The organism is Microbacterium sp. MRS-1 (genome assembly GCF_000585455.1).
Lineage (GTDB): Bacteria > Actinomycetota > Actinomycetes > Actinomycetales > Microbacteriaceae > Microbacterium > Microbacterium laevaniformans.
Map to the genome: position 1 here is coordinate 39,021 of NZ_JAUF01000037.1, position 25,987 is coordinate 65,007.

24 protein-coding genes and 1 tRNA gene are annotated in these 25,987 nt (G+C 67.6%); 18 read left to right on the forward strand and 7 right to left on the reverse strand.

The genetic code is table 11. The features are described from left to right. Nucleotides 1–5 precede the first annotated feature (5 nt). Nucleotides 6–1,625 carry an MFS transporter gene (locus AS96_RS08335; RefSeq protein WP_036288217.1) on the reverse strand — a complete coding sequence of 540 codons (1,620 nt, stop codon included), beginning with the start codon at nucleotides 1,623–1,625 and terminating at the stop codon, nucleotides 6–8. A gap of 145 nt (nucleotides 1,626–1,770) precedes the next feature. Between AS96_RS08335 and AS96_RS08340 the strand changes: the two genes are divergently transcribed. Beyond that, complete coding sequence (locus AS96_RS08340; protein ID WP_036288220.1) at nucleotides 1,771–2,601, forward strand: sulfurtransferase; 831 nt, start codon at nucleotides 1,771–1,773, stop codon at nucleotides 2,599–2,601. 16 nt (nucleotides 2,602–2,617) lie between these two features. Next, nucleotides 2,618–3,598 carry an aldose 1-epimerase family protein gene (locus AS96_RS08345; RefSeq protein WP_036288223.1) on the forward strand — a complete coding sequence of 327 codons (981 nt, stop codon included), beginning with the start codon at nucleotides 2,618–2,620 and terminating at the stop codon, nucleotides 3,596–3,598. A 75-nt stretch (nucleotides 3,599–3,673) separates the two neighbouring features. On the opposite strand, the gene AS96_RS08350 is transcribed toward AS96_RS08345, so the two are convergent. Beyond that, nucleotides 3,674–3,874: a hypothetical protein gene (locus AS96_RS08350; protein WP_036288227.1), complete on the reverse strand. Its 201-nt coding sequence runs from the start codon at nucleotides 3,872–3,874 to the stop codon at nucleotides 3,674–3,676. Nucleotides 3,875–4,012: 138 nt separating this feature from the next. On the opposite strand from AS96_RS08350, the gene AS96_RS08355 reads away from it, so the two are divergent. From AS96_RS08355 to AS96_RS08370, 4 genes are all read left to right on the forward strand, one after another. Further along, complete coding sequence (locus AS96_RS08355; protein WP_036288230.1) at nucleotides 4,013–4,297, forward strand: DUF5684 domain-containing protein; 285 nt, start codon at nucleotides 4,013–4,015, stop codon at nucleotides 4,295–4,297. A 61-nt stretch (nucleotides 4,298–4,358) separates the two neighbouring features. Then, nucleotides 4,359–4,961, forward strand: coding sequence for an asparagine synthase (locus AS96_RS08360; RefSeq protein WP_036288234.1), 603 nt, complete (start codon nucleotides 4,359–4,361; stop codon nucleotides 4,959–4,961). A 40-nt stretch (nucleotides 4,962–5,001) separates the two neighbouring features. After that, nucleotides 5,002–5,074, forward strand: a tRNA-Arg gene (locus tag AS96_RS08365). Between the two features lie 150 nt (nucleotides 5,075–5,224). Next, nucleotides 5,225–5,749 (forward strand): DUF4395 domain-containing protein, encoded by a 525-nt coding sequence (locus AS96_RS08370; protein WP_036288247.1) that lies wholly within the window; start codon nucleotides 5,225–5,227, stop codon nucleotides 5,747–5,749. A 20-nt stretch (nucleotides 5,750–5,769) separates the two neighbouring features. Here the strand turns inward: AS96_RS08370 and AS96_RS08375 are convergent, their stop codons facing one another. After that, entirely contained in the window at nucleotides 5,770–7,659 is a 1,890-nt protein-coding gene (locus AS96_RS08375; RefSeq protein WP_036288248.1) for an amylosucrase, read from the reverse strand. 63 nt (nucleotides 7,660–7,722) lie between these two features. On the opposite strand from AS96_RS08375, the gene AS96_RS08380 reads away from it, so the two are divergent. Then, a complete protein-coding gene (locus tag AS96_RS08380; protein WP_036288250.1) occupies nucleotides 7,723–9,228 on the forward strand; it encodes an L-serine ammonia-lyase, iron-sulfur-dependent, subunit alpha in 1,506 nt (501 codons plus the stop codon). Nucleotides 9,229–9,316: 88 nt separating this feature from the next. Here AS96_RS08380 and AS96_RS08385 read toward each other — a convergent pair whose 3' ends face one another. Next, a complete protein-coding gene (locus tag AS96_RS08385) occupies nucleotides 9,317–10,306 on the reverse strand; it encodes a hypothetical protein (protein ID WP_155947542.1) in 990 nt (329 codons plus the stop codon). A gap of 297 nt (nucleotides 10,307–10,603) precedes the next feature. Here AS96_RS08385 and AS96_RS08390 point away from each other — a divergent pair, with 297 nt between their 5' ends. After that, a complete protein-coding gene (locus tag AS96_RS08390; protein ID WP_036288252.1) occupies nucleotides 10,604–11,059 on the forward strand; it encodes an Hsp20/alpha crystallin family protein in 456 nt (151 codons plus the stop codon). A gap of 118 nt (nucleotides 11,060–11,177) precedes the next feature. Then, entirely contained in the window at nucleotides 11,178–12,209 is a 1,032-nt protein-coding gene (locus tag AS96_RS08395; protein WP_036288255.1) for a DUF2804 domain-containing protein, read from the forward strand. Nucleotides 12,210–12,228: 19 nt separating this feature from the next. On the opposite strand, the gene AS96_RS08400 is transcribed toward AS96_RS08395, so the two are convergent. Continuing rightward, the gene (locus tag AS96_RS08400) at nucleotides 12,229–12,657 is read right to left on the reverse strand and encodes a MarR family winged helix-turn-helix transcriptional regulator (protein ID WP_005049698.1); all 429 of its coding nucleotides are present in this window, start codon (nucleotides 12,655–12,657) and stop codon (nucleotides 12,229–12,231) included. A gap of 50 nt (nucleotides 12,658–12,707) precedes the next feature. Between AS96_RS08400 and AS96_RS08405 the strand changes: the two genes are divergently transcribed. Continuing rightward, nucleotides 12,708–14,579, forward strand: a complete 1,872-nt coding sequence (locus AS96_RS08405) for a DUF2207 domain-containing protein (protein WP_036288258.1) — start codon at nucleotides 12,708–12,710, stop codon at nucleotides 14,577–14,579. Between the two features lie 22 nt (nucleotides 14,580–14,601). Here the strand turns inward: AS96_RS08405 and AS96_RS08410 are convergent, their stop codons facing one another. Beyond that, a complete protein-coding gene (locus AS96_RS08410) occupies nucleotides 14,602–14,928 on the reverse strand; it encodes a hypothetical protein (protein ID WP_036288261.1) in 327 nt (108 codons plus the stop codon). A gap of 42 nt (nucleotides 14,929–14,970) precedes the next feature. Further along, complete coding sequence (locus tag AS96_RS08415) at nucleotides 14,971–16,290, reverse strand: HNH endonuclease signature motif containing protein (RefSeq protein WP_036288264.1); 1,320 nt, start codon at nucleotides 16,288–16,290, stop codon at nucleotides 14,971–14,973. A 596-nt stretch (nucleotides 16,291–16,886) separates the two neighbouring features. Between AS96_RS08415 and AS96_RS14685 the strand changes: the two genes are divergently transcribed. From AS96_RS14685 to AS96_RS08450, 8 genes are all read left to right on the forward strand, one after another. Further along, on the forward strand, nucleotides 16,887–17,561 hold the full coding sequence (locus tag AS96_RS14685; RefSeq protein WP_269319606.1) for a TnsA-like heteromeric transposase endonuclease subunit: 675 nt from the start codon (nucleotides 16,887–16,889) through the stop codon (nucleotides 17,559–17,561). Beyond that, on the forward strand, nucleotides 17,558–19,630 hold the full coding sequence (locus tag AS96_RS08425) for a Mu transposase C-terminal domain-containing protein (protein WP_197017284.1): 2,073 nt from the start codon (nucleotides 17,558–17,560) through the stop codon (nucleotides 19,628–19,630). The genes AS96_RS14685 and AS96_RS08425 overlap by 4 nt, the downstream gene beginning before the upstream one ends. Nucleotides 19,631–19,691: 61 nt before the next feature. Then, a complete protein-coding gene (locus AS96_RS08430; protein ID WP_197017285.1) occupies nucleotides 19,692–20,663 on the forward strand; it encodes a TniB family NTP-binding protein in 972 nt (323 codons plus the stop codon). Between the two features lie 458 nt (nucleotides 20,664–21,121). Beyond that, nucleotides 21,122–21,892 (forward strand): hypothetical protein, encoded by a 771-nt coding sequence (locus AS96_RS08435; protein WP_036288273.1) that lies wholly within the window; start codon nucleotides 21,122–21,124, stop codon nucleotides 21,890–21,892. A 289-nt stretch (nucleotides 21,893–22,181) separates the two neighbouring features. After that, nucleotides 22,182–22,463 (forward strand): helix-turn-helix domain-containing protein, encoded by a 282-nt coding sequence (locus AS96_RS08440; RefSeq protein WP_036288286.1) that lies wholly within the window; start codon nucleotides 22,182–22,184, stop codon nucleotides 22,461–22,463. Nucleotides 22,464–22,644: 181 nt separating this feature from the next. Next, entirely contained in the window at nucleotides 22,645–23,037 is a 393-nt protein-coding gene (locus AS96_RS08445; RefSeq protein WP_231477179.1) for a zinc ABC transporter ATPase, read from the forward strand. Between the two features lie 76 nt (nucleotides 23,038–23,113). Beyond that, on the forward strand, nucleotides 23,114–23,305 hold the full coding sequence (locus AS96_RS14975; RefSeq protein ID WP_081768008.1) for a helix-turn-helix domain-containing protein: 192 nt from the start codon (nucleotides 23,114–23,116) through the stop codon (nucleotides 23,303–23,305). Further along, nucleotides 23,302–25,956, forward strand: coding sequence for a DNA methyltransferase (locus tag AS96_RS08450; protein WP_036288293.1), 2,655 nt, complete (start codon nucleotides 23,302–23,304; stop codon nucleotides 25,954–25,956). The genes AS96_RS14975 and AS96_RS08450 overlap by 4 nt, the downstream gene beginning before the upstream one ends. Nucleotides 25,957–25,987: the final 31 nt, after the last annotated feature.

Below are 25,987 nucleotides of genomic sequence, written 5' to 3' on the forward strand. Positions count from 1 at the left end.
CGAGCCTAACTGCGCGCGAACCGCCGCAGCTGCGCGGCGCCGACGAGCCCGAGCATGAGGAAGAGCGAAGCGAGCAGCAGCGACCAGCGGGTCGCGTCGGCGAATCCTGCCGACAGTGCCTGCACGGCGGCATCCGTCTGCGATCCCAGCATGCTGGCGGAGCCCTCGGCGCGCAGCTGTGAGATCAGGGTGCCCGCCGAGGTGCGGGTCGCGTCGGCGAGCTGGGAGGCTGCGGGGCCGGTGATCCCGGCATCCGTCAACGCTCCGGGGAGGGTCAGCGCGAGCGAGACCGACAGGGCGGCGCCGGCGAAGGCGGTGCCCAGCGCCGTGCCGATCTGGCGGACGGTCGACTGTGTCGCCGACCCCTGGCCGCTGATCTCCACCGGCACATCGCGCAGCACGGTTCCGGTGAGCTGGGCCGAGGCGAGGCCGAGGCCGAGGCCGTAGACGACGAGCGGCAGGGCGATGAGCCACCCCGGCGTGGTCGCCGTGGCGATCGCGGCGAGGATCAGGATGCCGACGACTTCCAGGGCCAGACCGATCAGCACGGTGCCGGGGGAGCCGAAGCGTGCGGCGAGGTGTCGAGCGGCCGCGCCCGAGGCGAACGCGCCGAACGCCATGGCGGCCAGAACCAGACCTGTCTGCATGATCGACAGTCCGAGCGCCGCCGTGAGGTACAGCGGCAGGACGAAGATGATCGCGAACTCGCCGACGGCCACCATCGCGGCGGTCACGTTGCCCCACGAGAAGGTGCGCAGCGAGAAGAGGTGCAGGTCCAGCAGAGCGTCGCGCTGGACGCGCTCGCGGTGCCGCTCCCAGATGACGAACAGAGTGAGCGCGACGGCCGCGACCGCGAGGCAGATCGGCACGATCGAGATCGGCGCCGTCGCGGGCCACACCCAGCCACCCAGCCGCAGGTCGGCCGTGGGTGTCCACCACCCGAGGTCGGGTTCCTCGATGACGGCGAAGACGAGCGAGCCGAAGCCGATGGCCGACAGGAGCGCGCCGTCGACGTCGGCGCCGCGGCGGAACCCGGCACCGCGCGTCTCGGGCACCGCCCACAGCGCGAGGGCGAAGACGATGGCGCCCAGCGGCAGGTTCACGAGGAACACCCACTGCCAGGAGGCGTATTGGGTGAGCGCACCGCCCACGAGCGGGCCGATCGCTGCCGCGCCCGAGATGACGGCCCCCCACACCCCGAAGGCCGCGGCGCGGTAGCGGCCCCGGAAGACGGCGTTCACCGTGGAGAGTGTCGAGGGCATGATGAACGCGGCCCCGACGGCCTGCACGGCGCGGGCGGAGATCAAAGCGCCACCGGTCGCGGATGCCGCCGCCCACACGCTTCCGCCGACGAAGACGATGATGCCCAGAAGGAACAGGAGCTTTCGTCCGAAGCGGTCCGCGAGCTTGCCGGTGGACAGCAGCAGCGCGGCGAGCAGCACGGCGTACAGGCTCGAGACCCACTGCGCGTCGGTGAGGTCGAGCGTGAGGTCGCGGATGATGTCGGGCATGGCGACGCCCACGATCGTCCCGTCGAGCACGATCACCCCGAGTCCGGCGGCGAGAACCGCGAGCCCCATCCATTCGCGCCGTGACGGCGCCGCATCGATCACACCTTCAGCCATACTGAAAGTATGCACCCGAGGTCCCCGTGTTGTCCATGGGGCGGCGCGGTGCGCTGTCCGGCATCGACGGCGGTGACATCGCGGCGCTGTGGAAGGTTGCGTTCGGCGTGTCCGCCCGTACGCGCACGCGCGTAACCTCGCTCCCATGAGCGTCTCTCCTCTCATTGCGCCTTCCGAGCTGAAGGCCCAGTTGAGCACCCCCACCCCGCCGATCGTCCTCGACGTGCGCTACCGTCTCGATGCCCCTGACGGCCAGGAGGCGTACCGGCACGGCCACGTGCCCGGCGCCGTCTACGTCCGCATGGACGGCGAGCTCGCCGTTCACGGAGTGCCGAGCGAGGGACGTCATCCCCTTCCGTCCCCGGCGGAGTTCGAGCGCTCCGTGCGCCGCTGGGGAGTCGAGGACGGCGACACGGTCGTCGTCTACGACGACTGGAACTCGTTCGCCGCGGCCCGCGCCTGGTGGATGCTCACGGACGCCGGCGTTCCCGCCCGGGTGCTCGACGGCGGGCTGCGCGCGTGGCGCGCCGCCGGAGGGGCCCTCGAGACCGGCGACGTGACTCCCACGCCGGGCGCCGTGACGCTGCATGCGGGACAGCGCCGCAGGCTCGACATCGACGCCGCGGCATCCCTTGCATACAGCGGCGTGCTCCTGGACGCCCGCGCACCGGAGCGCTACCGCGGCGACGTCGAACCGCTCGACCCCGCCGCCGGACACATCCCGGGCGCCCGCAACGCGCCGACCACCGAGAACCTGGATGCCGAGGGCCGGCTCCTCGCCCCCGATGTGCTGCGTTCCCGCTACGCCGATCTGGAGGGACAGCCCGTCGGTGTCTACTGCGGCTCGGGCATCACCGCTGCCCACGCCGTTCTGGCGCTCGCGGTCGCGGGCCACGACGCGGCTCTGTACCCGGGCTCCTGGAGCCAGTGGTCGAATACTCCCGACCGGCCGGTCGCCACCGGCGACCGCCCCTGACACTACGATGTTGACGATGCCACAGACACCTGCCCCGACCACCGCGTCCGTTCCCGCCTCGGGGACCGACGTGACCCTCCGTCACGGAGCCTACGAAGCGCACATCGCCAGCGTCGGCGCGTCGCTGCGTGCGCTCACGTTCGACGGGCGCGACCTCGTCGTGCCCTTCGCTGCCGACGAGGTGCGCCCCGCCTTCCGCGGTGCCACTCTCGCCCCCTGGCCGAATCGCGTCGTCGACGGCGCGTATTCCTTCGGCGGGCACAGCTACGAACTCGCGCTCAGTGACATCGGCCGCCCGAATGCGCTGCACGGCCTCGCCGTCTGGCTCGACTTCGCGGTCGTCGATCACACCGCCGATGCGGTCACGCTGGCGGCGGTGATCGTGCCGCAGTCCGGCTACCCGTGGCGCGTGCGTGTGGAGACGACCTACCGGTTGGGTGCCGACGGTCTCACCCAGACTGTGGCGGCGACGAATGAGAGCGCGGATGCCGCGCCGTTCGGCACCGGTCCGCATCCGTATCTGGTGGCCGGTTCTGCGCCGCTGGACGGGTGGACGCTGACGCTGCCCGCTGACCGGGTGCTCGAGGTCACCGACCACCAGCTCGCTCCCATCGCGCTCGCCGAGGTCGCCGGCTCGGATCGTTTCGACTGGCGCGCGCCGCGGGTGCTCGGCGATGTGGAGATCGACCACGCGTTCACCGGGCTGTCCCGCGCGGACGGTGTGGCGACCGTGCGGTTGGTCGACCCGTCCGGTACCGGCGTGGAGATGGTCTGGGATCAGGCGTGCCCCTGGGTGCAGATCCACACGGCCGACCGCCCGCCGCTGGCCGACGGCAGCCCCGATCCCGGTCACCGCGCCGGCCTCGCCGTCGAGCCGATGACCTGCGCTCCGGACGCCTTCAACGCCGATCGCTACGACTACGACGCGGGCCTGATCGTCATCCCGGCCGGCGGATCGGTCTCGGCATCCTGGCGCATCTCCGCCGTGGACGCCTGAGCGCAGCCGCCGCCCTCTCACGCCGAAGAGCCCCGACACGGATGCGTCGGGGCCCTTCGGCGTGAGATCGGCGACTCAGTTGTCGCCGCGGATCTCTTCCTTGATTTCGTTGCGCTTGTGGACGGAGTCGCGCTCGGCTTCGGCCTTCTTGACCTCGGCGTCGGCCTTCGCCTCGTCGATCTTGTCGGAGACACGGTCGACCGTGTCCTCGAAGCCTTCCTTGATCTTCCGGCCGGCCGTCTCGGCCGCGTCCTTCGCGTCGTCGATGAATCCCATGGCGACTCCTTTCATCAGGTCGGACCTCCACGGTATGAAGGATCGCCGCCGCGCGAAAGGGCTTGCCGCCGGCGCGGTGGCCGTGGTAGCCGGATCGGGCAGTGGTGGCACGGCGCGCGCGGCCCCGAGGATGGCGCCGTGAACAACACCGGCACTCTGAACCGGTGGCAGGCGGCCTTCGGCGGCGGCACCGGTTTCGTCCTCTTCGTCGCCTACTACGTGCTGCTCGCCGTGGCGATGTGGAAGGTGTTCAGCAAGGCCGGATACCCCGGCATCCTCGCCCTCATCCCGATCGTGGCGATCCGCATCGGCCGCGGTTTCGGCCACGGCGCCTTCTTCTCGATCGTGCTGCTGCTGCTGTTCGCCCCGATCGGATTCTTCATCATCGGCTTCAGCTCCGATCGGTACACGTCGCCGGCCTGAGCACCCGTCGCGCGTTCCGCCGCGGCGTCGGTCTTCCCTAGGATCGAGGGGAGGGGATGCCGTGGTCAACGAGAAGCGCGTACGCACCCGTGACGTGGTTGCGGAGGGGCTGTACATCGCGTCCGCTGCGACGCGCCTGAGCCTGAAGAACACGATCCTCGTCCACATCCTCGCCGAGGGAGAGGACTTCGACCTCGATCGGTATCTTCCCGAGGCCAAGGAGGCCCTGGAGACCCTCGCTGCCGAAGCGGAGGAAGACGCGGCGCGCACCGAACGACAGCGCCGCGCGGCCCGCGGCCGCCACACCGACTCCGATGGGACGCACGACTATCGCAGCCGCGATGTGCGCAACCTGCGCCGGCGCCAGAAGCAGTCGCTGCACGTCGCCCACGAGCTTCGCCGTCGCGCCGACGACGCCGAAGAGCTGCGCAAGCTGGTCCTCGGCGCGCGGGATGCCGCGTGGACGGAGGTCGCGGGCAACATCGATCGGACGCTGCGGATCGAGGCGGCGCGCCCCGACCTCGATCCCGACTACGAGCGCATGCGCACGGCGCGGATGCAGGCCCTGCGGCTCGTTGACCTTCCGAAACTGCGCGCCCATCGCCGCAGCGTCGCGGCACAGCAGAAGCAGCAGGGCCTCGATTCGTCACATCCCGATGCGTAGGCTAAGCTGGTCCTCGGCCCTCGAAGAGGTGCCGGAAACTGCGCCCGTAGCTCAATGGATAGAGCATCTGACTACGGATCAGAAGGTTAGGGGTTCGAGTCCCTTCGGGCGCACACTGTGTTGAGACAGTAACCAGAAAGGCCCGCGGCATGCCGCGGGCCTTTCTCGTTCCCTGGCGGCATCGGCGATCGCGCGTGCGTGCGTGCGTGAAGAAGTGTGACGATCCCGGCCCCGGCGCCTGCGCGGCGACCTAACGTATCTGCGTGGCCACTTCCGCTCCCGCCTCCGTCCGCCCCGCCGGTATCGATCCCCGGGGTCCGCGCTTCGCGGCATCCATCACCGCCCTGCTTCTGCTGGCCGGTACGTTCCTCGCTCTGCTGGGGACGGCCGTTCGCGAGGGCACGACTCTCGCCGAGCGGGTCTCTGACCCCGCGTTCGTCCTGCTGCTCGTGGTCGATCTCCTCTTCGTGTGGGGTTTTGCCGCTCCGCGCACGGCGCCGTGGGGCGCGCTGTACCGCGCCGCCATCCGGCCGCGTCTGCAGCCGCCGGTCGACCTCGAAGACCCGCGGCCTCCGCGCTTCGCGCAGGTCATCGGCTTCGTCGTCGTGACGGTCGGCCTCGTGCTGCACGTGGCCGGCGTCGCATGGGCCCTGCCGATCGCCGCGGCACTCGCCTTCGTGGCCGCCTTCCTCAACGCGGCGTTCGGCGTGTGCCTCGGCTGCCTGCTCTACCTCGCGCTCGCCCGGGCCGGGGTGTTCCGCCCGCGTGGCGGGCTGCTCGGCGCCTGAGACCCCTCAGGTCGCACCCGTCAGACGGGCGTGACGCGCAGCCAGACGAACCCGTGCGGGCGTAGCGTGACACCCTCGTCGAGGTCGACGCTCGCGTCGTGCACGGGGTCGAACGCGGTGCGCTCGAAGCCCGACAGCGTGAGCGGGTCGATCGTGACCTCGGCATCCCCGACGTTCGCCAGCACCAGGAGCGTCGTCTCGGGCCCGGGGCGCTGGTAGCCGACGACGGCGGGGTGCGGGGTATGGAACGGGATGAGGGTGTTTCCGGCGAGCTCCGGAGACTGCTGACGCACCGAGATCAACTTGGTGAGCCGGCGGAACACGCGTCCGGCCGGTGTGGTGTCGTCGCCGCGCTGCGCGTAGGCGTCGCGCGGACGATTGCCGCGGTGCACCCAGCGGGTGTCGCCGCGGCGGACAGGGTCGTCGGCGTAGGAGTAGTCGTTCAGCTGGGCGACCTCGTCGCCGAGATACAGCAGGGGGATGCCGCCGGTCGACAGGGCGAGCGCGTGCGCGAGCACCACGCGATCCTCGCCGCCCGGGTCGCCGGCTTCGATTCCGGCGAGGGATGCCGTCGTCCCGGTGACGCGGGCATCGCCGGTGGCGGGGTTCTCCTGGAAGGCGACGCCGCGTGCAAACGTGCCCTCGTGGCGGCCCGTGTAGAAGCGGTTGAGGAACTGCCGGTGGGCGTAACCGTCGATGCCGAACTCCGCGGCATCCTCGTCGGCGAACGTCCAACCGATGTCGTCGTGACTGCGGACATAGTTCACCCAGGCGGTGCCGGGCGGCAGCTCGTGGCGACGATCCAGCGCCTGCTGCAACAGCCGGCCGTCACGGGTGGCGAGAGCCTCCCACGTCAGCGCCATCTGCAACGGGTTGTACGACAGCTCGCACTCCTCGGGTGAGATGTAGCTGACCACCTCATCGGGGTGGACGATCGCCTCCGACTTGAAGACCATGCCGGGGGCGGCCATCGCGAGCACCGCGTTGAACGCCTGCAGCAGCAGGTGGGCTTCGGGCAGCGACTCGCAGGAGGTCCCCAGACGCTTCCAGATGAAGGCCACGGCATCCATCCGGAGCACCTCGACGCCCTGGTTCGCCAGGAACAGCATCTCGCCCGCCATCGCCCGGAAGACGGCGGGGTTCGCGTAGTTGAGGTCCCACTGGTAGTGGTAGAAGGTCGACCAGATCCAGCGGCCGTCCTCGAGCTGCACGAACGATCCACGGTGGTCGTCGGGAAAGATCTCGCGCGTCGTGCGCTCGTAGGCGTCGGGCATCTGTCGGTCGGGGAAGATCAGATAGAAGTCGGCGTAGGCGGGGTCGCCCGCCACGGCCTTTTGCGCCCACTCGTGCTCGTTGCTGGTGTGGTTGAAGATGAAGTCCAGCACGAGTGAGATGCCCGCCATCCGCAGCTCCGCCGCGAGCTCGGCCAGTTGCGCCATCGTGCCCAGGCTCGGATTCACGCGCCGGTAGCTCGACACCGCGTAGCCACCGTCGTTGTCGCCGAGGGGAGCGTCGAACAGCGGCATGAGGTGAAGGTAGGTGAGCCCGAGCTCGCGGAACGAGGGGATCAGCTCGCGCACGCCGGCGAGGTTGCCGGCGAAGCGGTCGACGTAGCAGACACCGCCCAGCATGCGCTCGGACTGGAACCACTCGGGGTCGGCGGCGCGTTGCGCGTCGTGCACCTTCAGGTCGAGAGGGCGCGCATTCCACGAGGCGGATGCCGCCGCCACCGTGGCCGCCAGCTGCTCGCGGCCGTCGGCGCGCTCGCCGTAGAGGCGGGTGAAGAGCTCGTGCAGCCGCGGGAACTGCTCGTCGAACCGGGCGAGGAACGCGTCATCCACACGCCCTGCCGCCTCGCAGGCCTCGAGTGCCGCGCCGCGATCGGCGTCGGACGTGGTCAGTGCGGTCATGGTGCCCCCTCCGTCTCAGCGTATCGGGCGGGCCCGACCGGGAGGCGGCGTAGGCTCACACGCGTGAGTGCGTACGTCTCGGCGTTCGACCTGTTCTCCATCGGGGTGGGACCGTCGAGCTCCCATACGGTGGGCCCGCTGCGCGCGGCTCGCGATTTCGCGCGCCGCGTCGGGGATCTGCCGGGGCTCTTCCGGGTGGAGTGCGCCCTCTACGGTTCGCTCGGCGCCACCGGGATCGGGCACGGCACGCCCGACGCCGTCGTCGCGGGCCTGCAGGGGTTCGCGGCCGAGACCGTCGATCCGGCGCGCGTGCGGGGCGCCTGGACCGATTGGGTCGACGGAGCGCACCTCCTGATGGACGGTCGCACGCCGATCCCCTTCTCTCGGTCGGACATCGTGCTCGCGCCGCGGACGCGTCTTCCCGGACACCCCAATGCGATGACGCTCGTCGCGCGGGATGCCGCGGGTCTCGCATTGCACGAAGACACCTACTACTCGATCGGCGGCGGGTTCATCCGGCGCGAGGGTGAGCCGGCGGTGGTGGCCGCGGCATCCTTCCCGCTGCCCTACGCGACAGCGGCGCAACTGCTGGACGTCTGCGATACGTACGGGCTGACGATCGCGGAGGTCGCGCGCCGCAACGAGGAGGCGCTGCGGCCCGAAGCGGAGGTCGCTGCCGGGCTCGATGCCATCTGGGACGCCATGGCGGCGTGCGTCGATGCGGGCCTGCACGCCGAAGGGGTGCTGCCGGGAATGCTGAAGGTGAAGCGGCGCGCGGGCGCGATCCGCGCGCAGCTGGAGAGCGTCGAGGCGACCGGTCGCGAGCTTCCCGGTGAGTGGCTCGGTGCGTTCGCACTGGCCGTCAACGAGGAGAACGCCGCCGGAGGACGCGTCGTGACAGCGCCGACGAACGGTGCTGCCGGCATCCTTCCGGCCGTCGCGATGTACTGGTGGCGCTTCCTCGCCGATGCGGGCATCGGGGCGGAGAACGCGGTCACTCCCTACGGCGAACTCGTTGGCTCGGCGCTTCTCGGGCTACACGGTCCGGACGGCCGCGAGGCGGGCGAGGCGGCGCACGGGTCGGAGGACATCGTCGCCACCGCGCAGGAGCTCGCCGAGGCGAACCGGCGCCGCGGCATCCGTCGATTCCTGCTGACGGCGACGGCGCTCGGCTCGCTTTTCAAGGCGAACGCGTCGATCTCCGGAGCCGAGGGCGGGTGTCAGGCCGAGGTGGGTTCGGCGTGCGCGATGGCTGCCGGCGGCTTGACGGCCGTGATGGGCGGCACGAACCGTCAGATCGAGAACGCCGCCGAGATTGCGATGGAGCACCACCTGGGGCTCACGTGCGACCCCGTGGGTGGGCTCGTGCAGATCCCCTGCATCGAGCGCAACGCGATCGCGGCATCCACCGCCGTCACCGCCGCGCGCCTCGCGCTGCGCGGCGACGGCACGCACCACGTGCCGCTGGATGCCGTCGTGGAGACGATGCGTCAGACCGGCATCGACATGTCGACCAAGTACAAGGAGACCAGCGAGGGCGGACTCGCCGTCAACGTCGTGGAGTGCTGAGCGCCGCGAGCGCCTGCCGCGGTTCAGTTGGCGTTCGCGCCGGAAATCGCGATGTGATTACCGGCGCAAGCGTCAACCGAGCAGCCGATCACGCGTGCCAACCTCGGCGTGCGAGGGCGGCGCGGACCAGCGCGACTCCCCGCGAGGGATCGTGTCGGATGTGCGCGGCGCTCAGGCGCACAACATCCCAGCCGAGGTTCGCGTAGTCGGAGTACTTCTCGAGGTCGCGCACCCACTGGCGACGCGAGGTGCGGTGGTGATCGCCCTCGATCTCGACCGCGACCCGGTGCGTCACGAACGCGCCATCGCTGATGCCGAGCAGCCGACCGTCGGGCGCGCGCACCTCCACGTCGAGCTCGGGCTCCGGCAGGCCCGTCCCGATGAGCGACAGTCGCCAGTCCGTCTCGAGCGGCGACATGCTGCCGGTGCGCAGCAGGGGAAGCGCGGCACGGAGCTTCGCGATTCCGCAACGGCGGCCTGCGGAGACAGCCGCGGCCAGCTTCTCGAGTCCGGCGTGTTGAGCGTCGGGCAGACGCCGCCCCCCTCCGTCGCGGGGCACGCGGATGATCGCATCACCGATCACCACCAGGTCTCGAACCGTGTGCTCGCGGGCGAGCATCGCCCAGGCGGAGGCGGGCGTCGCGACCGGAAGGCCCGCCCGGACGGTGGTGTGAACGAGCATCGGGCTGATCTGCACGGCGGTGATGCCCGTCCGCCGGAGCGCACGGTGTGGCGCGGGAACGGCGACGTCGAGGTCGGCGGATGCCGCGGCATCCGCGTCGGGGAAGGGGAGCCCGTGGATCGCGAGCGCCGTCGTCCCGGTGTAGAACGCAGGGGGCGGCAGCACGAGTGCGTGGGCGCGGACGCGACCCAGGATGTTGCGCCGGGCGATCTCGTCCGGCGTGTCCTCGCCGTGCGGTGCGTCGCCGTCCGTGTCGCGCCGGACGTGGACTCCGCGGAACGGTGCGTCGAGGTCGCGAGCCGAGAGGCGCCCGCGAGTGACGCCGGCCGTCGACGCGTCGGCGGCGGTGAACACCTGCGGCAATGTCGGCGGAAGTGGTCGGGGTGAGCGCGGCATGCGCTCATGATGGGCCCATCTCCTGATGCCGTGGCCACCGTCCGCGGGTTCGTGGAGAACTTGCGCTGTTACCGAACGTGGGGAGGAAGGGTTCCGTGTGCTGAAGGGGCGGTGGTGCCGGAAACAGCAGTGCGGCTTCCGGCGCGAGGGCCAGGTGAGCGCCGCGCGCGGGTGCGCGCGTTCGCCGTGCGTGAACTCTTGGCACTCTCCTGGGTCGAGTGCTAATCTGAAGTTAGTTGAGTCGATGAGGCTCAACTTTGACAGACCATCACAGTGACACACGACAAGGAGAGAACAATGGCCACGTATGACCCGTTCCGTGACCTCGACCGCATCGCGTCGGGCCTCTTCGACACGCGCCGGGGACCCCGCCGGATGCCGATGGACCTCTACCGCGACGGCGACCGCTACGTCCTGAGCGCCGACCTTCCGGGCATCGACCCGGGCTCGGTCGACATCGATGTGGACGGCCAGCTGCTGACCATCCGCGCCGAGCGCACCCTCAGCGAGGGCGACGGGGTGAAGTGGATCACGCGCGAGCGTGAGACCGCGAGCTTCCTGCGCCAGCTGAACCTCGGTCAGGGAATCGACACCGATGGCATCGCCGCCACCTACAGCAACGGCGTGCTGACGGTCACGATCCCGGTGAGCGAGAAGGCGAAGCCGCGCAAGGTCCAGGTCGTCGCCGATGGCGCGGCGCCGACGATCCAGGCGCACGAATCCGCGCAGGAGCCGCAGCCGGTCGAGCAGTAATCCCGCACCGCGCGCAGCCGCCCCGTGTCCGCGAGGACCGGGGCGGTTCGTGCGCGCACGCTAGTGTCGAAGCACCCCGCCGGAAGCACCAGCACTCGGAACGTCAGCAAGGATGCCGATGACCGCACCCCCCGTCGCGCGCGAGCGCGAGATCACCGAACCCGTCTCCCTCACCGGCCGCGACGGCCGCCTCAACCCTGCGGCGATCGGCTTCGCCCGCTCGCCGCTCATCGACACCCGTGGCATCGGGCGCGGACGTTTCGTCCGCTCGTGGGGGCGCAACAAGCGCTGGGAGTACTGGAACGTCATGACGCCCACGCACATCGTCTCGCTCACGGTGTCGTCGCTGGACTATGCGGCCGTGCACGAAGCGTGGATCCACGATCGCGCCACGACGCGTTCGTGGGGTCGCAGCGTGACGGTGCTGCCGTCGCGCGAGGTATCCCTTCCCGCGTCGCTCGGCACGGGCATCGCCATCGCGCGACACGCAGATCTCGCCGCGACGATCACTCCCGCCGAGCGGGGAACGCTCTGGCGCCTGCACGCGGAGATCGCGGACGCGTCCTTCGACATCACGGTGCGCCGCCCGCCCGGACACGAGCTACTGGCGGTCGTGGTGCCGTGGTCGTCGCGGCGGTTCCAGTACACCGTGAAGGACGTCGCGCTCCCGGCATCCGGAGTGCTGACGCTCGACGGCGTCGACTACGAGGTGCCGGCGGGATCGTGGGCGGTGCTGGATCACGGGCGAGGACGCTGGCGCTACGTCGTGTCGTGGAACTGGGGCGCCGGGTCGGGAACCCTCGCAGACGGACGCAGCCTCGGCATCCAGGTCGGAGGGCGATGGACCGACGGGACGGGGTCGACGGAGAACGCCGTCGTGCTCGACGGCACGCTGCACAAGATCTCCGAGCCCGTCGCCTGGGACTACGACCTCGCCGCGCCGCTGCGGCCGTGGCGGGTGCATGGGGGAGGGCTGGATGCCGTGTTCACGCCGTTCTACGACAAGAAGTCCGCGACGAATCTCGGCGTCATCTCGTCGCGCACGGACCAGTGCTTCGGCGCCTGGTCGGGTACGGTCGCTGTGGACGGCGCCGCCCTCCGCTTCGACGGCATCGAAGGCTTCGCAGAGGACGTCCGCAACCGGTGGTAGCCGGGGCGGCACGAGACGGTCAGGCGCCGCGCAGCTTCGCCGTCAGCTGCTGCAACTGTGCCAGCTCGTCGTCGCTGAGCACCGACATCCGCTCGGCGATCGATCGACCGTGCACTGTCGCGAGTCGCCGGAACGCGGCCGCGCCCCGTTCGGTCGCACGGACGATCGCGCCGCGCCCGTCCAGCGGGTCGACGCACTTGCTGATGAGGTCGCGAGCGACCATGCGGTCGACGAGCCGTGAGACGCTCGGCTGGCTGATGAGCATGTTGGCGGTCACATCGCGCAGGCGCGCGCTGTTGTCGTCACCGCGGACGACGGTGAGCAGCACGTCGTACTCTGCCTGGGTCAGCTCGTCCTCGCCGAAATCTCCGCTGATCTCGCGCAGGATCTCGTGCTGCGCGCGAAAGAGACTCTCCCACGCGGAGATGGCGAGACGGCGGTCGGTCATGGCGTCAACTGTAGTGCGCCACTCGCACGGCGCCCCATAGGCTGAAGCCCATGGGGCGCGCGCGTGCACGGATCGTCGGAGCCGCACTCGCGATCGCCGGTGTCGCGGTCGCGCTGGCGGCCGGGACAGCGAGCCCCGCATGGGCTGGACCCGCGACGGCGGCCGCACAGGTCGCACCCCCGGCATCCGTCGCCTCCGTCGCCGCGGCGGGGGTCGACGACTTCTCGTTCTCGTCGATGACGGCCGACTACACCCTGACGCGGGCCGCCGACGGAACCAGCCGGCTGCGGGTCGTCGAGACGATCGTGGCGCAGTTCCCGGATGCGGATCAGAATCACGGCATCCGTCGGCAGATTCCCGATTCGTACAACGGTCAGCCCCTCCGCCCCGAGCTCATCTCGGTGACGGACGGCGACGGCACGCCGCGCCCGAGCGAGGTGGAGGATCAGGACGGTGTGTTCTCGGTCGTCTCGCGGTCGGACGAGTTTCTGCGCGGCGCGCAGACCTTCGTCCTCACGTACACGCTCGAGAACGTGACGTGGGTGTTCGGTGACTCCGGCCTCGAGTTCTACTGGGATGTGAACGGCGTCGACTGGGGACAGTCGTTCGGCCGTGTGACGGCTCGGCTGCACCTGGACGCGTCGTTGGCGGCATCCCTGACGGGGCGCATGTCGTGCTATCAGGGAGTGCAGGACGCGAAGGAATCGTGCGCGTCGATCTCGTCGACCCCGGATGCCGCGATCAGCGGTTCGGGTACGGTCATCACCGCCGTCGCCGACGACGTGCAGCCGCACCAGACCCTCACGATCGCCGTCGGGTTCGCGGACGGCACGTTCGCGACCTTCGACTCCGGATATCTTGCCTCCCCGTTCGGCTGGGGGCAGCTGGGTGCGGGGCTGCTCGCCGTCGGCGCGGGTGCTCTGGGTCTGCGTGCGCGGCGACGCGAGCTGGCCGATGAACCCGGTCGCCCGACGATCATCGCGGAGTACGATCCCCCACGGATCGTCGACGCGCTCGAGAGCGCCGTGCTGCTCGGGCAGCCGTCGAAGGCGATCCCGGCCGAAGTGCTGGAGCAGGCGGTGCGCGGCTCGATCCGCATCCTGGAGTCCGACGGGCGCGGCTGGGGCAAGCCGAAGCTGATCGCGGAGCTCGTCGACCGGTCGAAGTCGGACGGCGACGGGATGATGCTGCTGGACGGACTCTTCCCGGGCGGGGCGCCGGGGGCGCAGTACCAGTTCGGAAAGCAGGACACCAGGTTCTCCAAGGTCGCGCAGAAGATCCTCGCGGCGGCGGAAACGGAGCTGACCGCGCGCGGGCTGCGGCGGGCGGTGCCGCTTCGCGCCCGCTGGCTGCCGATCCTGCTCGCCGCCGCGGCTGCGGGACTGGCTCTGGGGTTGGGGTTCGTGGCGATCGCGGCCTACGTGCAGCCCGTCCTTCCGTGGACGGTGATCGGCATCAGCGTGGCGATCGCGGTCGTGGTGATCGGGGTGTGCTCCCGCAAGCCGCTGACGGCGCTCGGGGCCGAGACCCGCGATCATCTGCGGGGACTGGAGGAGTTCATCCGCTGGGCCGAGGCCGACCGCATTCGGATGCTGCAGTCGCCGGCGGGTGCCGAGCGCGTCGCGGTGGATGTGAACGACCCGCGCCAGAAGCTGGATCTGTACGAGAAGCTGCTGCCGTATGCGGTCGTGTTCGGCCAGGAGAAGCAGTGGTCTGCGGAGCTTGCGGTGCTGTACACGGCGGTGGGCGCGACGGGACCGTACTGGTACTACGGCTCCGGGGCCTTCGACGCATCGTCGTTCTCCGCCGGGATCGGTTCGCTCTCGAGCGCCGCGATGTCGTCGTCGTCGAGCTCGGGCGGGTCGGGCGGAGGCGGTTCTGCCGGCGGTGGCGGTGGCGGAGGCGGCGGCGGCGGGGTCTGAGCCGCCGTCTGAAGAACCGGCGTCAGGCTGTGTCGTCGTCGCCGGTGTCGGCCTCGAGGATGCTGCGGAGTGTCGCCACGTCGATGGTGGTGCGCTCGCCGTCGATCCGCTCGTGCAGGAGGAAGGGCAGGCCCAGCTCGTCGAGGTAGGCGATGGTCTTCTCGAGGCGGGGAACGACGTCGATGTGCTCGCGCCCGAACAGGGTGGCGATCAAGAGCGGCTCGCCCTGCTGGATGCTGCGGCGCAGCTCGATCGTCGAACGGCCCGTGATCCGATACAGCGCCTGCAGGATCGCGCTCGGAAGGTCGGGAGTGCCGTCGATGGTCAGGGAGATGGCGTCGTCGGGCATGGTGACATTCCATCACGGGGATGGGGTCCTCCCCGTTGTGATTCAGAACGGTGGTGGTTCGAACACGAGCGTGCGCGCGGGGCGGTCATCGTGCACGCGCCCGGTGGGGCTGGTCCATTCGAGGGTGCCGTCCGCTCGTTGGCGGACCCGCCAGGCGGAATGGTGTTTCAGGGTGTGATGTCGTCGGCACAGGTGCGCCAGGTTGGTCACCGCGGTCGGGCCGTCGTGTTCGCGTGCGACGGTGTGGTCGACGTCGCAGCGGGGGAGCGGCTGGCGGCATCCGGGGAAGCGGCAGTGCTCGTCGCGGGCGCGGAGCATGCGCAGTTGGTCGCGAGACGGGCGGTAGCGGTCGATCGCGAGGACGGCCCCCGTCGTCGGGCTGGTGAACAACCGATCCCACCCGGCGGCGGTGCCCGCGAGTTGCCGCGCGAGGTCGGGGTCGATCGGGCCGTATCCGGTCAGGTCGGCCGCCGCATCCGCGGCGCCGAGGAGACTCATCGCGGGAATCGTGACCTGGATGCGGGCACGGATCGCATCGGCCGCGGCGATGCTCTCGCTGCTCGCTTCGGCGGTGGCGTGTCCGCAGAGCAGGAGATCGAGTGCGACGTCGACGCGAACCTCATCCACGCGTCGCGTGTCGGGAGCCTTCGCGGAGGCGGCATCCGCGGTCGCCATGATCGTGTCCTCGTCCGCTACTGCGGGGCGAGGTGCGTCGAGGACGGCGCGTGCGAGCTGTGTCAAGCGGTCGTAGACGCCGTGAACGAGAGGGGCTGGGCCGGTGAGTCCGAGCTCGGCCATACCGTCCTCGCCGTCGTGGATCCAGACACGGCGCTGGCGGCGGGCGTCGTGGTGGCGCTCACCGATCGGCGTCGGATGAAGGGCGTCGGCGAGGCGTCGGGCGACGGGACGCAGTCTTCCGACCGTCTCGCGTTCGGCCACCGGCAGGACCGCCGTCTCATAGGCGGCGCGGGCGTCGTCGTCGGTCAGGCGGGCCCCGGCATCCGCGATCACCGCCGCGTGCGCGCGGCTGATCCGTCCGCTCGTGAGCGCATCGAGCGTCGCGGGAAAGCGCGTCACGAGGGTCGAGGCCTCATCCATCCGCGACTGGATCGTGCGATCGGACTGCCGTGTCGCCGCGCCGATCTCGGCGGCGATCGACCGGATCGTGATGTCGTCCGGAGCATCGTTATCGGCGCAGGCGGCGTTGCGCTGCGAGAGTGCATGCTGCTGCGCCGCATGCAGCAGCACCGCCTCCTCGGCCTGCAGCGACGCGATGCGTCGACGCCTGTCGACGAGGGCCTCGACGATGTCGCCGACGACCGCGCGCTCCTCGCGTGCGGTGGGGGACTCGGTGGTGGCCATGACTCAATTCTGCCCTCGACCTCCGACATCAGAGCGGGATAAGACCTGGTCAACGGCGCATTGTGGACAAACCTCGGATGCCCCCGTCTGGGGAGGAATCGGCGCAAGAGTAAGGGCCGGTCGGAGAGGCTTCCGACCGGCCCTTGTCCCTTGCACCAAGAGTGTCCTGCAATCACATGCCGGTAGCTGCCACAGCAAAACAACTACCGTGCGAGCACTCTATAACGGCCAGATAACGGCCACAAGGGGTTTCCGTTACCTTTTCGTGACTTCATACGAAAGTCGAAAGGTGCTGGCGTTTGCCGCGGCTGTCCGACGCCACGCAAGTTGTCAGTAGCGCCAAGTGAGTTGTCAGTAGCGCCAACCACGTGTCATCCGCGCCATTGAATCTGTCAGTTGTTCGGCGCGTCGCGCAACGCTCCAGCCGCCCGCCGACGTAGCTTGGCGCCGAGCACGTACCCGAAGTACGCACTGTCAGGCTCACGATCCTCGACCACGAGAGACCTCGCACGGTGATCCTGACAACCTTCACGCCATCCGAGCACACCGCTACGGAACTCGCAGCTGCGACTGTCGAGGTGAAGTACGGCGGCCGGGTGTGCGATATCGGGCCCGATCAAGTTTGCGAACTCGAGTTGTCGCGCATCTCTCCGATCCGGATATCCAAGGCGTACCCGGGGCGGGAGAACTACTCCGGCGTGTACTGGTCGGCGACGACGGGACGCCACCATTGGTTCGAGTCGCTGTACGAGAAGACGGCGCTGTCGGTTCTCGATCGCGATCCCGCCGTGGTCGACATTGCCACGCAGCCATTCAAGCTTCGCTGGGGCAGCTTGGGCATGGCGCACTTCCCAGACTTCCTCATCCGCAGGTCGGACGGCTCGCGGCTCATCGTCGACGTTCGTCCCCGCCGACGAATCAAAGCGCGAGACGCCGAACTCTTCGCGATCACGGCGGCGTGGGCCGCCTCGCTCGAGATGGACTACCGCCTGTTTGCGGATCTCACGAAGGTTGAGGATTGGAACCTTCGTCTTCTCTCCGGCTACCGCCACTCGCGCTGGGCATGCCCTGCGCCGGTCGCGGAGATGCTCACCGCCCGCCGAGGAGAGGCGCGCACGCTCCGCGACTGGGCGTCGCGCTTCGACGGAACCAGCAGCCCCGCGCGTGGCTTGCTCCTCACGGCGATCTGGCATGGAGCGCTCGAGGTGGATCTCGGGCGCCGTCTCGAGTTCGAATCCGTTGCAGTGTGCACAGGGAGGGGATGGGGATGAATCTGGGACTTGGAGACCGTCTGGTCTGGGACGGAGTGGTGTTTGAACTGATCGCGTACGACGCTGCGTCGGCTCGTCTGCGCGCTGTTGACGAGGGGTACGTTCGCGTGGTCCTCATCAACGAGTTGCAGCGGGACCCATCGGTCGAGTGGCCTCAACGAGAAGTTCGTCAGGTGCGCACGTTCGATCCGCAGTCGCTGAAAGCGTTGCCCTTGCCCCAACAGGCCAAGATCCAACTGTGGCTACCGCACGTGACCCGGCTCGATCAGTACCTGAGGTCAGCGCGAAGAGACGCAGATGAGACGAGCCGAATCATCGCCGAGATCGTGCGTAGCGTCGGCCAACTGACGCCGGGCGGCTCTGTCGATCCGCGCACCGTCTGGCGAAAGCTGCAGGCTTACCGGGACTTCGGTGCGCTGGGTCTCATTGACAAGCGGTACAGGGGGAGAGAGGCGAAGGCGCGCGACCCTCTTCTCCTCGAGATCGTCGCCGCTGTGTGCCGCGACGCCGACAAGCAATCCACCGGCACGCGCGGGCGGGTCATCGACGACATCCTGTACGCCATCGCTGACCGGTACGGAGATAATCCGCCGTTCGCCATTCCGAGTGAGCGCACCTTCGACCGCATCGTCAGCGAGATGCCTCGAGCGAAGCATCTAACGCGGTCCGCCAAGACGCGCGCCTCCCTGGCCAACCGCCCGCAACGCGAGTTTCAGCAGCACGAGTCGCCGCGCCTCGGAGAACACACCCAGATCGACACGACCAAGTTCGACGCGGAGATCACGCTGGACAACGGGCGCGTGACGACGCGAAACGGGGTCGAGCGCCCGGAGATGACCATCCTGCTCGAGATCCGAAGTCGCACACCGATGGCGGCGGTGCTCCGAGCCGGCGGGACGAAGTCCGTCGACCTCGTGACCCTGCTCGCCCGCGCACTCACGCCATACGAGCGACGACCCCAAGGCGCGCGCGAGACGCGGGAGCTGGTGTCAGCGGCGTGGGCCGATCCGCACGGGATCAGTCAGGAGGAGCTCGATCGCTATCGATCGATGGTGCCGGTGATCTTCCCAGAGAACATCACTGTCGACCACGGCAAGATCTTCACATCGACGGCATTCACCGAGGCCTGCGAGCGGTTGGGGATCTCGATCATCGAGTGCAACCCGTACACACCCACGGGAAAGCCGCATGTCGAGGCGAACTTCGGTTCGGTAGCCGAACAGTTCGCGCAGTACCTTCGCAGTCACGTGGGCCGAAGCGTCGAGCACCGGGGAAAGGGCGACGCACCGCATCCACCTCCGACGCTCCTGCAAGCTCAGGAGTTGCTCGATGACTGGATCGCTGTCCACTGGATGCACCGTCCCCATGATGGGCTGCGTGACCCGCTGCGTCCGAGTCGCGCGCTTACGCCCATGGAGACCGTCACCCTGCTGCGGCAGATCACTCCTGACCTGCCTGTCCCATTCGGACGCGAGGAGTACATCGGTCTGCTCCCACGCGAGGATCGGACGATCCAGGACTACGGCGTCAACATCGGCCGGCGTCGATACTCCTCGCGACGCTTGCGTGACATCGTTGCCGTGACCCCGAATGCCGCCGGTCGGAAGTGGACCATTCGTCGCGACCCGTTCAACCTCTATACGGTCTGGCTCGAGTACGGCGAGGAGTTCATTCCGCTTCTGTGGAAATCGGGGGATGCCGAGATGCCCTTTCGGGATGAAGTGCATCGCCAGCTCCGGTCAAGCGACGGAACGCAGGGCGTTGACTCGCGACGGGTCTCCGCTGCCCTCAAGGAGGGCATCCGCCGCGGTCGGTTTGGTGATCCGCACGCCGAACGGGCAGACGCGCGAGCGCGTGCCGCGATGTCCGATCCGATGGCGCTGTCGAGTCCACACGTAGAGCCGCCGACCGACGATGACGCCACTGACCAGGCCGAGTCCAGGGGCAAGCGGTTCAGGCGCACCGGCGGCAACGGCTTCCTCGAGGCCGGCGATGATGAGGGCCTTTGGGCGGAGTCGGGCGGATTCAGCAGCCAAACAGAAGAAACGCGAGGGCGGATCGATGGTTGATCTGAGTGTCGGGTCGCTCAAGAAGCCAAACTGGCAGACGAAGGAGGGATGGTCCGACTTCGTGGGCGAGCAACTCATCGAGCCAGAGGTCATGACTCGCAAAGCCCTTGACGCGCTCACCGAAGACGAGCGAACTACGTACTGCCTTCGACGTCTCGACTTCATGGCGAACGGTCGCATCTCTCTCACCGCGGAGGTCAAGGCGATCAGGGACGAGCTTCGACTGCGGATGGTGGCGAACGCTCGCAAGCGCGGCGGCAAGTTCGGCCTCATCATCAACGGTGTCCCCAACGCGGGGAAGTCGACGACCGTCACCCGCCTTGCGAAGGAGTTCGAGATTCAGCGCCGAGTCCGCGGCAACCCGCGTGGCCAACGGAGTGTGATCCCAGTGATCTACGTGTCGACACCATCGGACTGCACTCCGAAGTCGCTGCTCGTAGAGTTCCACCACTTCCTCGGCCGGCCGACACGGCCACGGACGACGGCCCCGGAACTGCTCAACGGCCTGGCAGATGTCGTCGAGCGGTGCGGCACGGAGCTCATCATCATCGATGAGATCCACAACCTGAACCAGGACCGGCAGGGCGCATCGGATGCGACGAACTACCTTAAGCAGCTTTCCGAGAAGTGCCAGGCGACGTTCGTCTATGTCGGCGCCAATGTCGAAGACACAGGACTTCTCGACGGAGGCTGGGCGGCCCAGGTGGCGACTCGGTTCAGGATCATGGACCTCGACGCACACCAGTTGAACAATCAGCGCAATCGCGATCGATGGTGCGCGCTGCTCGAGGATCTGGAGGCCAACGCAAAGTTGGTTTCGCAGAAGACGGGCTCCATCGTCGACGACGCCGAGTTGCTCTGGGAAGCCAGCCACGGCCGGGTAGGCGAAGTGGCAGGCATTATCGAGCTGGCCGTGATCGAGGCCATGGAGTCGGAATCGGAGCGCCTCAACTTCAGTCGATTGCGCGCCGCGATGGATGACGAGCGACGCCGTCGTGCACGGCGCCAACTCGACGAGGGACCCGGTGAATGACCCGGCCTGTCGCGCTTCCTGTCTCCGTCCGACCGCTCTCCGGAGAGACCGTCGTCGGCTATGTCGGGCGACTTGCGCCCGCCAACGGTCTAACCTTTCGCGATCTGCGGCTTCACATCCGAGACCTCGGCAAGCTGCCGGAGACGAATCCCGACGTCGAGAAGGTTCCGAGGCTCGTCGAGGCGCTCGGAGGGCTCGCAGCGGGTCACTTCGAGAAGCACGCGAGGACGCACTGCATGTTCGTGAGGTGTAGCCACTACGGGTGGCGTCCGGGCAGGTGCCGGCGGTGCTCTCAACTCCAGACGCCGCGCTCCGAGTGTCTGCGATGCTCAGCGGGAACGCCGACCACAACTCGGAGACGCGGGGGCGCAGTCTGTCTACATCATCGCCGCTGGCATCTCTCCGGACGTGACATCGACGTGGCCAGGTACTCGGAGTTCGGTCGAGCAGAGCGATGGATGAGCGGAAAGCTCTGGTTCCACGGCATCGCCCTCCACACCGGGGAACTGCAACTCGCGGTGAGGCTTCTCCTTGCGGCGCTTCGGGACTCGCCCGACGCCGCAGAGCGCGCGCAACTACGCGCCAACGAGTTCGGCGTCTCGCTTGAAGGGGCGTACGAAGACGCTCTGCTGTGCGTCTACCCCGAGGCGGTCGCGCTCACCGGCATCCTCATCGATCCGGAGTATCTGAGATACCTGCTGAGCCCGCGATACAAGTCGCGGGATCAGGTCGAGATCATGCAAGCGGCTGTGGCAGGTGTGCTGGGAGGAACGGGCGGTCGGCACCTGCGGGACATCTCGCGGCTGGTCGTAGAGCGAAGCCAAGATGCCGTCATGGCAGCCTACGGAGCCAAGAAGGCGTACGGGGTGAAGACCATCAGTTGCGGCCTCGATAAGGCGCTCCTCGCTTCGGCTCGGTCCAACAGGGCGTGCCTTCTGCGTCACCTCGATACAGTGCGCATGCCGACCAGTTGGGACGCGCCACCATCCTGGGGAGCGCCGCGCAACTCCATCCTGAATCGAGCGCGCTTGCTGCCCGACGACCTCGACCTTCCGCTACCCGCGCCGTCACGCGACTCGAGTGGCTCAGCTGACGTCGACGGAGAAGCCCGGTCGGATTACCGTGTCATGCCCGAACACGACACTGATGGCGCCGGCGCGCGCCCACGACACGATGAGCCATTGGCGGACAAGCGCGAGCTGGTGCTGACGCTCGGGGAGCGGGCGTGACGGGTCGTCAATGACCTCGCGCCAGTCATCGGGCGCGAACATCGCGGCCAGGAGTTCATCACAGGTTGGTCCCTGTGCATGCTCATCCCACCAGTCTCGCGTCGTCTCGTAGGCGTGCGCCGCGAGAGACGAGCCATTGGGTTCGGCAAGAAGATTGAGTAGAGCATCGAGGAACGGATCTGGCGTGAGGGTGCCGAAGGCTGGGTGCTCCGCCAGTTCACGCGTCATGATCGCAGATTGCCATACCGATTAGGCCATACGGAGCAAGCCTCGCCGTGAACCTGAGAAGGTGCGTAGCGCGTCGTCCTCGAGCCCGGAGTGGGATGCCTACGCTCGGGCCATCGGAACGAACATTCAGCGTCAGCGTGTGGCTCGCGGCTACAGTCAGGATCGCGTTGCCTACGAGGCGAACCTGAGCAGGTACACATACCAGAAGCTCGAGAAAGGGGAGTCGAGGCCGGGCACGCCCGCCAATCCGAGGTTGATGACAATCCTCGCGATTGCGCAGGTGCTCAGTGTTGACCTCGGCGATCTGCTGCCAGCCTCCGCGCCGGATCTTTCGGCCAGATAGTTGACTCTCCGGGGCCCGAAACCTTCGTCCACGCGCACCTCGCGCTCTCATCGGATTCGACGGGGCTCGATAACGGCGTGGACATCTCCGTCGTCGGATGCGAAACTACTCGGTTCGAAATCGGGAGGTTGCCATGGGCGTCGAAGGCCAGTCAGAGGAATGGGAACGCATCATCAGGGGGATGATCGAGCGCGCCAGGGAGACTGCGCCATCCGAGCCCGGCGTCTACAAGATGCCGTGCGGTGAGTGCGTGGTCGACTTCTTCATCACCGCGGAGGGCGAGGAGCATTGGCTCATCGCAGGCGACGGCCACTCCCATACGCGGGAGTCGGTCGTGGTCGCGCGTCACGGTGAGCATCCCTGGGTGCGTCTCTACTCGCTCGCCGACGCCGCAGCCGAGATCGCACGGCTCGCCGCGTTGGGTGAAGGTGATCTGGATCGCGTAGTCGAGGACTTGATCGAGTCGATCGACGATCGCGAGGTCGAGAGCGTTGTGCGTGAACGCGCCGGGATGCGCGAGGTGCCGCTCGCAGACGTCGCTGATCGCTTCGGGATCGATCTAGACGACGTTTGATGGCTCCCTCGTATTGGCACTGACGGATCTGGCTAGGATCGGTCATATCAGGTGAGAACGGGTTAGGGAGCCGACGATGTCCGAAGCATGGCTGTCCGCCGAAGAGATATCCTCCCATCTCGGGGTGACCAAGGACACCGTCTACCTCTGGATAGCGGAAAAGCATCTCCCAGCTCACAGGGTCGGACGGCTGTGGAAGTTCCAGGCTTCCGAAGTCGATGAATGGGTCAGAAGCGGGCGCGCCGGGGACGATGGCGGCGTGGCATGAGGCTCAACCTGAAGTCCGTCGAGGAGCGAGTCCGTCCGCTCGGCGGACGCAGTAGCTACGATCGAGAGTTCATTTTCGAGCTGCTCGCAGCCTACGGACGCTCGTCGAGCAACATCACCCGGCTGCGCAATGGCTCGCTCAACGTCGCCGCTGATCCGGCCACGGAGGTCGCGCAGAAGAATGTCGTCTACTTCAAGGAGACGACCGAGGATCCGCTGGTAGTGATCGACGAGCTTCGCAGCGCACCGACGGTCGTGCGCTACAGCACCCGATTCGTCATCGTCACGGACTACTCCGAGTTGCTGGCCTTCGACACGAAGACGAACGACTCGCTCGCCATCACGATCTCAGACATCGACAAGCACTTCACCTTCTTCTTGCCCTGGGCGGGCATGGAGAAGGCACAGTATGTCTCCGAGGCCCATGCCGACGTCAAGGCCGCCGAGCGCATGGCACGGTTGTTCGACGAGCTGTTGGCGATCAATCCCGAGTTCAATACCACGACGCTCGGCCGCCATGCTCTGAACGTGTTCTTCACCCGCCTGCTGTTCTGCTTCTTCGCGGAGGACACCGGCATCTTCGGGGAAGGGCAATTCACAGAGGCGGTCGGCACGCTCACCCAGCCCGATGGCTCGGATGTCAGCCTCTTCCTGACCGACCTCTTCACGGCGCTCGACACCAAGGATGCCGCCGGCAAGCCGACGCACCTTGCAGGCTTCCCCTACGTCAACGGGCGCCTGTTCACTGTCGAGGAGCATCACACGGTGCCGACCTTCAACAAGAAGGCGCGCGACCTGCTACTGGAGAGCGGACGGCTGCTCTGGAACGAGATCAACCCCGACATCTTCGGCTCGATGTTTCAGGCCGTCGTCACGCCCGGCCAACGTTCTGATCTCGGGCAGCACTACACGTCGGTTCCGAACATCCTCAAGACCATCGAGCCGCTGTTCCTCGACGGGCTCAAGGAGCAGTTTGACGCCGCCTTCGACAGCGTGCCGAAGCTTGAGGGGCTGCTCAAGCGCATCGCGCAGATCAAGGTGTTCGATCCCGCCTGCGGCTCTGGCAATTTTCTCGTCATCGCGTACAAGGAACTGCGCAAGCTTGAGCACGCCATCCTCGAGCGGTTGACGGAGCTCGACTTGCGGCACCAGACCCTCTATGCCGAGTCGAAGATCAACATTGAGAACTTCTTCGGCATCGAGATCGACGACTTCGCGGTCGAGGTCGCGATCCTTTCGCTCTGGATCGCGAAGCATCAGATGAACCGTGAGTTCTTCGAGAAATTCAGGCTCAACATCCCGCTCATCCCGCTCAAGGAGACGGGGCAGATCAAACAGGGCAACGCGGCGCGGACCGACTGGAACACGGTATGTCCAAACGAAGGCGGCGAAGAGATCTATCTCATCGGGAATCCACCCTACGCGGGCGCAAAGCGACAGAAGCCGGAGCAGAAGGAAGACTACAAGTACGTATTCGGGTCGCGGCCCTTCTCGAAGAACCTCGACTACATCGCTCTCTGGTTCGTCAAGGGTTCGGACTACATCGAGGGGACCCGTGCAGAGCTGGCATTCGTGACAACCAACTCCGTCGCGCAGGGTGAGCATGTCGGTCTCATGTTTCCGATGATCTTCGCGAAGGGCATCGAAATTGGCTTCGCTCACACGTCTTTCGAGTGGTCGAACAATGCGAAGGGTAGCGCCGGCGTGACGGTGGCAGTTATTGGCCTCCGGCAGGCCAACCGGAACCCCAAGCACATCTACTCTGGGGGCCTCGTCACCGAAGCAGACAATATCAACGGGTACCTGGCGAGTGGTCCTTCTATCCTCATTGAGCGTCGAAAGACGCCACTGGCGTCCCAACTCCCTCCTATGGTGTTTGGCTCGATGCCGCGCGACGGTGGTGGCTTGTCGCTCACGGCCGAGGAGCGGGATGCGCTTACTGAAGCGTCCCCGGATGCGCTGCCCTTCATCAAGGAGTATGTGGGGACAACCGAGTTCACAAATGGAGTCAAGCGTTACTGTCTGTGGATCGAGGAGAAGGACTTCTTGACCGCACGCCGGGTCCCTCAAATCCAAGCGAGGCTTGAACGCGTCGCTCAGGTGCGTGCGGAAAGCGATGCGCCGAGCACGAGAAGCTTTGCGACCAAGCCCTATCGGTTTGTGCAGATCAGCTACAAGCCGACGAACTCGATAATCGTGCCGGCGGTGACAACGGAGCGTCGAGACTACATTCCAGTTGGGTACCTCGACGGGGGAACCGTCATCTCCAATCTCGCCTTTGCCGTTTACGATGCAGATCCGTGGGTGTTCGCCCTCCTTACATCTCGTATGCACATGGTGTGGGTGAGAGCTGTCGCCGGCAGGTTCCGCACTGGCTTCCGCTACTCCAACACGATCGTCTACAACAACCTTCCAGTTCCTCGCTTGACTGACGCTTTGCGGAGAGAGATCGAAGATGTAGCGCTCCGCGTGCTGGACGTTCGCGAGTACCACTCCGAGCTGTCGCTCATGACGTTGTACGACCCCGACCTGATGCCCGACGACCTGCGGCTCGCGCATCAGGAGCTGGATGAGCTGGTCGATTCCGTGTATCGCAAGCGGGGCTTCGACAGCGACGAGGGGACTGCTGCACGGATAGGTGACAGGTTGTAGTCACGCCGCCAGTGCGACGGTCGTGTTCATG

What these genes read in the sequence shown, in the direction of transcription:
- AS96_RS08405 (WP_036288258.1), top strand. Translation starts at nt 12,708, where the DNA reads ATGGGGCGCGCGCGTGCACGGATCGTCGGAGCCGCACTCGCGATCGCC.
- AS96_RS08350 (WP_036288227.1), bottom strand. Translation starts at nt 3,874, where the DNA reads ATGGGATTCATCGACGACGCGAAGGACGCGGCCGAGACGGCCGGCCGG.
- AS96_RS08340 (WP_036288220.1), top strand. Translation starts at nt 1,771, where the DNA reads ATGAGCGTCTCTCCTCTCATTGCGCCTTCCGAGCTGAAGGCCCAGTTG.
- AS96_RS08385 (WP_155947542.1), bottom strand. Translation starts at nt 10,306, where the DNA reads ATGCCGCGCTCACCCCGACCACTTCCGCCGACATTGCCGCAGGTGTTC.
- AS96_RS08415 (WP_036288264.1), bottom strand. Translation starts at nt 16,290, where the DNA reads ATGGCCACCACCGAGTCCCCCACCGCACGCGAGGAGCGCGCGGTCGTC.
- AS96_RS08335 (WP_036288217.1), bottom strand. Translation starts at nt 1,625, where the DNA reads ATGGCTGAAGGTGTGATCGATGCGGCGCCGTCACGGCGCGAATGGATG.
- AS96_RS08425 (WP_197017284.1), top strand. Translation starts at nt 17,558, where the DNA reads ATGAATCTGGGACTTGGAGACCGTCTGGTCTGGGACGGAGTGGTGTTT.
- AS96_RS14975 (WP_081768008.1), top strand. Translation starts at nt 23,114, where the DNA reads ATGTCCGAAGCATGGCTGTCCGCCGAAGAGATATCCTCCCATCTCGGG.
- AS96_RS08395 (WP_036288255.1), top strand. Translation starts at nt 11,178, where the DNA reads ATGACCGCACCCCCCGTCGCGCGCGAGCGCGAGATCACCGAACCCGTC.
- AS96_RS08435 (WP_036288273.1), top strand. Translation starts at nt 21,122, where the DNA reads ATGAGCGGAAAGCTCTGGTTCCACGGCATCGCCCTCCACACCGGGGAA.
- AS96_RS08390 (WP_036288252.1), top strand. Translation starts at nt 10,604, where the DNA reads ATGGCCACGTATGACCCGTTCCGTGACCTCGACCGCATCGCGTCGGGC.
- AS96_RS08450 (WP_036288293.1), top strand. Translation starts at nt 23,302, where the DNA reads ATGAGGCTCAACCTGAAGTCCGTCGAGGAGCGAGTCCGTCCGCTCGGC.
- AS96_RS08445 (WP_231477179.1), top strand. Translation starts at nt 22,645, where the DNA reads ATGATCGAGCGCGCCAGGGAGACTGCGCCATCCGAGCCCGGCGTCTAC.
- AS96_RS08375 (WP_036288248.1), bottom strand. Translation starts at nt 7,659, where the DNA reads ATGACCGCACTGACCACGTCCGACGCCGATCGCGGCGCGGCACTCGAG.
- AS96_RS08410 (WP_036288261.1), bottom strand. Translation starts at nt 14,928, where the DNA reads ATGCCCGACGACGCCATCTCCCTGACCATCGACGGCACTCCCGACCTT.
- AS96_RS08400 (WP_005049698.1), bottom strand. Translation starts at nt 12,657, where the DNA reads ATGACCGACCGCCGTCTCGCCATCTCCGCGTGGGAGAGTCTCTTTCGC.
- AS96_RS08345 (WP_036288223.1), top strand. Translation starts at nt 2,618, where the DNA reads ATGCCACAGACACCTGCCCCGACCACCGCGTCCGTTCCCGCCTCGGGG.